Genomic DNA, 4752 nt, shown 5'->3' on the forward strand with positions numbered 1-4752 from the left:
TTTATCGGTTGCGGGCGAAGAATAAGATCGAAAACCCATTTACTTCCCGTATCAAAACGGAATTTTCGCTCACTTTCAATGTGATTTGGGTAGTGCTGAGTGAATATGAAAAAGAACTCGGAATTACTTTCAATGAAGACGAAATCGCCTTTCTGACGATTTATTTTCAAGCAGCCATCGAACGGGCAAAGATGAACCGAAGAATACTGGTTGTGTGTCAAATGGGAATTGCAACTTCGGAACTCTTGATCAATAGGATCAAAAACGTTCTTCCCTCGCTGGATACCCTAGAGGCTGCATCAGTAATGGAACTGGATGAGATTGATTTGGACTCTTTTGACTTGATTCTTTCTACTATCAATATCGATCTTCCAAACAAAAAAGTCATTTATGTCTCGCCTTTCCTGAATGATGAAGATATATCAAAAATCGGCAATGAATTGTATAAACCCGCCAAGAAAGTTATGGAGAAACCTTTTTCGGGATTTGATAATTTAACAAAATATATAAACGCAGAGTTTATTTATCTAAACAGCAATTTCACTTCCAAAGAAGAGCTGATCGATTGCATCGGTAAGAAATTGATTCAATCGGGATATGTCACACCTGAGTTTGTCGAGAGTGTGAGTAACCGGGAGACGGTAGGCGGAACCGATTTGCCGACCGGGGTGGCTGTACCCCATGGGAGTTCACATGATGTGAAGAAAACTATTGTTGCAGTCGTCAAAAATGCCAAGAAGTTCAAGTGGAATAATTACTTCGTCGATCTTGCCTTTATGATCTGTATTTCTAAACAAGACACGAAGGAAACGAGAAACATCCTTTCGGACATCTACAACATTATAGATAGTCCAGGGAGACTCAAAGGAATCAGAGAAGCTTCTTCTACAGATGATTTACTAATAGGATTTAGGAGTGAGGTATATGGAACAAACGCAGGAGAAAGGTAATAGTGTCATTTCGGATAAGTTGGTTTTTATCGATGAAGAGTTTTCAACAAAAAACGAAGTCATCGAATTTATCGTCAACCAAGCTGAAAAATCAGGCTATATAAGTGACTTCAAGGATTTTTACGCCTCAGTCCAAAAAAGGGAAGAAGAGGTCCCAACGGCGATCGGATATCAGATTGCAATCCCTCATGGAAAGTCTGAAGCAGTCAATCACCCTTTCATAGCTTTTATTCGGACGAAGGATGAGTTCCAGTGGAGTGCGGATAATGAAGAAATGGTGCGATTAGTATTTCTGATAGGCGTGCCACAAGAGAGTCCAGGGAAATTACATCTGAAATTTATTTCGCAGTTGAGCAAGAAATTGCTGGATGATGAATTCAGAGAGAATCTTTTAAGCCAAAACGATAAGACAAAAGTTTTCGAACAATTGAGTTCAATTGAAATTTAGGGGGAAAAGAAGATGAAAGTAGTAGCAGTTACAGCATGTCCAACAGGAGTAGCACACACTTATATGGCACAAGAAGCAATCGAAAAAGAATGCAGAAAACGCGGTTATGAATTCAAAGTAGAAACTCAAGGCAGCATGGGAATTGAAAATGAGTTGGAGCAAGAAGAGGTGGATGCAGCAGATGTAGTGATTCTAGCGGTGGCAATCAGCATTGAAGGAGAAGAACGTTTTGAGGAAAAAATGGATGCCGGAAAAGTGATTCAAATCGATCCGGGTGAAGTGATCAAACATCCTGAAAGCGTACTGGATAAAGCTGAGAAACTATAAAAAACATTGTACTTATTAACTAATGAGGAGATGAAGGAAAGTGAACAAGGAAAATAAGGTGTTCAAGGATTTACAAAAAGCATTTAATACAGGTGTTTCCTATATGTTGCCGTCAGTTGTGGTTGGGGGTATTTTTCTTGCCATTGCATTATCTACGGGTACGGCTACTGATGCAGGGATGGAAGTCACTAATCCTTTCATGAAGAATCTCCTTGACTTAGGTATCGCTGGTTTCTCGATGATGATTCCCATTTTGTCGGGTTATATCGCATACTCTATGGCAGGGAAACCCGGGATTGCACCCGGAATGATTTTAGGTTATGTAGCGAATAACCCTATTGGGGAAAGTCAAGTGAAAACAGGATTCCTTGGGGCGATGATTGTGGGTGTCGCTGTGGGGTATGTGGTCAGATGGTGCAAAACATGGAAAGTGCCAGCAACAATCCGGACTATTATGCCGATATTAATAGTTCCTGTTTTTACAACATTTGTAATTGGACTCATTTATATCTATGTCATTGCTGTGCCGATTGGTTCATTTATGGATTGGTTAGTAAGCGTGCTCGGAGAACTGCAGGGTGGGAACGCGATTCTATTAGGTTTAATTATCGGGGCTATGACGGCTGTTGATATGGGTGGACCCATTAATAAAACGGCAACTGCCTTTACATTGGCTTTAATGGCAGAAGGTATTTATGCACCAAACGGGGCTCATCGAATTGCTGTAGCGATTCCGCCGTTGGCAATGGCTATCTCGACATTCATCGATCGCAAAAAATATAACTCCGAAGACAAGGACTTAGGTATTTCAGCATTCTTCATGGGCTTGATCGGTATTACTGAAGGTGCGATTCCTTTTGCAGTCAAAGACATCAAACGTGTATTGCCTGCGATCATTATTGGTAGCGCTATCGGTGGTGCGTTGGGTATGGCAAACGGAGTTGAAGCGTTGGTTCCTCACGGGGGCCTGATTATTCTGCCGGTAGTCAATGGTAAGTTATGGTTCTTCTTGTCCATGCTGATCGGTACGTTAGTATCAGTTGCCATCCTTCACTTCACTAAGCCGAATCTAGTTGAAGAAACACAAGTAAAGAATAATGAATTCAAAACGACTGTCGAAGATACAGAAATCGCAAAATAAAACAAAAACATCATCCAGGAGGAAAAGATAATGACAAAATTACCGATAAAAAGCGTTGTAGAAGGATTATTGGAACTTCAAAAAACAGGTGAAAGTGCGACTATTCTGGGAATTGGTCCGATGTCAAAAAATTGTGTGCAGGCTACTTTAGAACTATCAAAAGAAGATGATTATCCTGTCATGTTTATTGCAAGCCGTAATCAGGTGGATGCGGACGAATTGGGCGGGGGATATGTTAATGGCTGGAACCAGTTTACATTTGCTGCTGCAGTAGAAGAGGTAGCGAAGGAAATCGATTATGATAACTTATACTATCTATGTCGTGACCACGGTGGTCCATGGCAGCGTGACCAAGAAAGAAACGACCATATCCCAACGGATGAAGCAATGATATTAGGGAAGAAATCTTATGTTGCCGATATCGAAGCAGGTTTTGACTTATTGATGATTGACCCGACCAAAGATCCATTTGAGGTCGGTAAGGTGATTCCTTTGGATACGGTTTTGGAAAGAACGGTAGATTTAATCGAATTCTGTGAAAATGAACGTAAGGCTAGAAACCTTCCTGAAATCGGCTATGAAGTCGGTACGGAAGAGACGAATGGCGGCCTGACGTCCACTGAAACATACGAAACATTCATCCTACGATTGAAAGCGGAACTGGAAAAACGCGGGCTTCCGATGCCGACATTCATTGTGGGACAGACAGGTACCCTGACCCGGAAAACGGAACAGGTTGGAACATTCAACTTCAAAAACGCCTACGACTTGGCACAAATGGCTAAAAAATACGGTGTTGGCTTAAAAGAACACAACGGTGATTATTTGGATGATGTTACCTTGTTGGAACATATCCCTTCACAGATCACAGCCACAAACGTTGCGCCTCAATACGGAACAGAAGAAACACGTGCCTATCTGAACCTAGCTAAGGTGGAAGCGAAGTTGGTCGAATATGGTCTGGTAACTGATCCATCGAACACGCGGGATGTTCTGCTTGTCCACGCTATCAAGAGTGAGCGTTGGAGAAAATGGATGGTTGGGGATCAAAAAAATCTGACGGTTGATCAAATCACGGCAGACGACGAGCTATCTGAAGATATTCTGGATATTGCTGGGCACTACACTTTCAACGACGATGAAGTAAAAGTTGAAATCGAGAAGTTGTACAACAACTTAGCTGCACACAATATCGAGGGACAACGTTATGTCATCGACCACATCAAGAGACCGATCCGTGACTATGCGGAGTGTTATAACCTGAAGGGTGCTACTTCCCGCATCAAGAAAGTTGCTGTACAAAGTCCGTTAGTGTCCGTTAGATAATTTAAAGAAGAAAATAAATAGAGTATCTTAACCAAGGATCTGAAAGGTCTTTGGTTGGATACTCTTTTTTAAAAAGGATGAGTGAAAAATGTTTGAAACAATAGATGCAAAAGCGATAAACACAATCCGTACCTTAAGTATCGATGCAGTCGAAGCAGCCAACTCAGGTCACCCGGGCTTGCCTATGGGTGCTGCCCCAATGGCCTACGTACTTTGGTCCAAATTTTTAAAAATCAATCCACCCACATCCAGAACTTGGACGGATCGGGACCGTTTTGTGCTATCGGCTGGGCATGGATCCGCGATGTTGTACAGTCTGCTGCATTTGTCCGGTTATCAGGTTTCGATCGAGGATCTGAAGCAATTCCGGCAGTGGGGTTCAAAGACGCCGGGGCATCCGGAAATCCATCATACGGATGGGGTCGAAGCGACTACCGGCCCGCTAGGCCAAGGTCTTGCGATGGCTGTCGGAATGGCGATGGTGGAAGCCCATCTGGCAGCTGCATACAATAAAGAGGAGTTTCCGATTGTCGACCATTACACATACAGTCTGTGCGGCG

6 protein-coding genes are annotated in these 4752 nt (G+C 42.6%); all 6 read left to right on the forward strand.

The window, feature by feature from the left end:
* The coding region (locus WBV27_RS02575) for a BglG family transcription antiterminator (RefSeq protein WP_424199146.1) at positions 1–950 on the forward strand (950 nt) is incomplete at its 5' end.
* Positions 925–1398: a PTS sugar transporter subunit IIA gene (locus WBV27_RS02580; protein ID WP_424199148.1), complete on the forward strand. Its 474-nt coding sequence runs from the start codon at positions 925–927 to the stop codon at positions 1396–1398. The genes WBV27_RS02575 and WBV27_RS02580, both read left to right, overlap by 26 nt.
* Before the next feature lie 12 nt (positions 1399–1410).
* A complete protein-coding gene (locus tag WBV27_RS02585; RefSeq protein ID WP_424199150.1) occupies positions 1411–1725 on the forward strand; it encodes a PTS fructose transporter subunit IIB in 315 nt (104 codons plus the stop codon).
* A 40-nt stretch (positions 1726–1765) separates the two neighbouring features.
* The gene (locus WBV27_RS02590) at positions 1766–2866 is read left to right on the forward strand and encodes a PTS fructose transporter subunit IIC (protein ID WP_424199152.1); all 1101 of its coding nucleotides are present in this window, start codon (positions 1766–1768) and stop codon (positions 2864–2866) included.
* A 30-nt stretch (positions 2867–2896) separates the two neighbouring features.
* The gene (locus WBV27_RS02595; protein WP_424199154.1) at positions 2897–4192 is read left to right on the forward strand and encodes a class II D-tagatose-bisphosphate aldolase non-catalytic subunit; all 1296 of its coding nucleotides are present in this window, start codon (positions 2897–2899) and stop codon (positions 4190–4192) included.
* Between the two features lie 88 nt (positions 4193–4280).
* On the forward strand, positions 4281–4752 hold a 472-nt coding region (locus WBV27_RS02600; protein WP_424199156.1), incomplete at its 3' end, for a transketolase.

It is taken from the genome of Trichococcus sp. (genome assembly GCF_049589555.1).
GTDB lineage: Bacteria > Bacillota > Bacilli > Lactobacillales > Aerococcaceae > Trichococcus.